2 protein-coding genes are annotated in these 2,313 nt (G+C 36.6%); both read left to right on the top strand.

Going from position 1 to position 2,313, the window contains the following annotated elements; all coding sequences use genetic code 11:
* Positions 1-299: T9SS type B sorting domain-containing protein (locus RQM59_RS14365; protein WP_349242813.1), on the top strand; the 299-nt coding region annotated here is incomplete at its 5' end.
* A 239-nt stretch (positions 300-538) separates the two neighbouring features.
* Positions 539-2,313: choice-of-anchor L domain-containing protein (locus RQM59_RS14360; RefSeq protein WP_349242812.1), on the top strand; the 1,775-nt coding region annotated here is incomplete at its 3' end.

Raw genomic sequence — 2,313 nt, 5'->3', positions numbered from 1 at the left:
TATCTCTATTAGTATCTGTAGTAGAGTTCCCTAAGTTCTTTACTCCTAACAATGATGGTATCAATGATACTTGGATCGTCAAAGGAGCCAATTCTACCTTCTTCCCTGAAAGTTCTATATACATCTTCAACAGGTTTGGAAAGGTCGTAGCAAACATACCTATAGACTCTCAAGGATGGAGCGGTGAATATGGTGGAAATAGACTGCCTTCTGATGACTATTGGTTCGCTATTAAACTCGTAGATCCTCAAGGGGCTATCAGAGAAAGAAAAGGTAACTTCTCACTGCTTAGAAAATAAAAAAATGATATAACATAAAAAAAGCATCTATCTATTTAGATGCTTTTTGTTTTTAATAGATATATTCGCATTCCTGTGATGTGAATATCAAACAATTTACCATAGGGAAAAAGGCCGTAAAACGGTTATATAGTATACGATGATGATGAATTTTCTAGAGGGATGATCAATATTAAGTACAACTACTAACTATGAACAAAACTACTACCGCTAAATTATTTTCGTTTCATTTCTCAAAAATGAAATTTTTTCTACCTCTTTTTTTTCTTTGTGCCACGATAAACGCTCAATTATTAGAAGTAAATCCAATGGGAGTTACAGAGTCCACTTTCACTCCTGAACAATTAATACGAAATGTTTTGGTAAGTGGTGCTTGTGCCAACGCCAACGTATCCAATGTTTCTGCAGTGGTGGAAACAGCAAATGACCCAACCGATAGAGAAGGTAAAAGCTATGGTTATTTTAGGAGACCAGCAGGAAGTAGTTTTCCTTTTGCAGAAGGGATTATCCTAACTTCCGGTAGAGCTTACCAAGCGGGAAATGTAGTTATTCCTAGGGAAAACCCGCTAAGCGAGAATTCTAATGGGAATACCACAGATGCAGATTTAATAGCAAGTACAGGTGGTGGTGATTTTGGAAATACTACATCATTTCAGTTCAATTTTACTACATCTTCTGACCAGATTAGTTTTCGATATATCATGGCTTCAGAAGAATATGCACAAACATTTCCTTGTAGCTTCGCAGATAGTTTTGCCTTCTTATTAAAACCAGCAGCATCTGGTACATACGAAAATATTGCCCTAATTCCTGGAACAACAACGCCTATTAGCGTCGTGAACGTACGTCCAGATATTCCTGGCACCTGTGGAGCACAGAATGAAGAATATTTTGAAGGTTATAATGTCGGAGATACTAATTACAATGGAAGGACAGTAGTATTGACGGCAACAGCAAGCGTTACTCCTAATACAGAATATACTATTAAATTGGTAATTGCAGATTCGGTTGATTCAGAATATGACTCTGCTGTTTTTTTAGAAAGCGGGAGTTTTAATCTAGGATTAGATTTGGGAGATGACTTTAGTATTGCATCCAATAATGCAGTCTGTGGAGCAACTAGTCAATTATTAACAGCTAACGTTACAGCTCCAACTTATAAATGGTATAAAGATGGTGTAGAGATTCTTGGAGAAACTGATCAAACATATTTAGCCAATTTAGGAAATGGGGTTTATACTTGCGAGATTCCTAACGGAACGGGTTGTGCAGAAAGTGATGATATTTTAGTAGAATTTGTTGATGGTGCTACCATTAATCCGACCATTGCCAACATATTAGAATGCGATACAGATGGAGATCTGGTCGTCAATTTTAATTTTAGAGATAAGGATACGGAAATTCTCAATGGTCAAGACCCTGCAGATTTTGAAGTACAGTACTTTACAGATAGTGCTTACACTGCCATAATTCCTGATCCTACGAATTATACGAATACGAATGCAATAGAAACCATTTATGCAAGAGTAGTAAATAGAACCAGTACAAATTGTGTAGCTGATAATAGTTTTACAATACAAGTGATTGGTGAACCTACACCTACAGCTCCATCGGATTATATTGCTTGTGATAACGCTTCAGTAGGAACAGATATTGATGGTTTTACAAATGATACATTTTTACTCAATACTAAGGATACAGAGATCCTTGGAACGCTTGATCCAGCTGATTACACCGTAACCTATCATACCACACTTCTAGGTGCTCAAACAAGTAGTACTACTGATGTGATCGATAAAACTATCAATTATCAAAATACAACAGCTTTTACGCAAACAGTCTACATACGTGTGGAAAATAATTTAGATGCGAATTGTAATAATTCCGCATTAACCATGGATTTAGTGGTTGTACCCCAACCCAAGTCAAATGCAATTACCAACATCCTATCTTGTTCTACAACAGGAACAGAAGTGTTTGATCTACATGCACTTAAAGATGCAGAGATGTTAGC

It is taken from the genome of Asprobacillus argus (genome assembly GCF_032248395.1).
Lineage (GTDB): Bacteria > Bacteroidota > Bacteroidia > Flavobacteriales > Flavobacteriaceae > Polaribacter > Polaribacter argus.
This window is presented reverse-complemented; position numbering and strand designations above follow the sequence as displayed.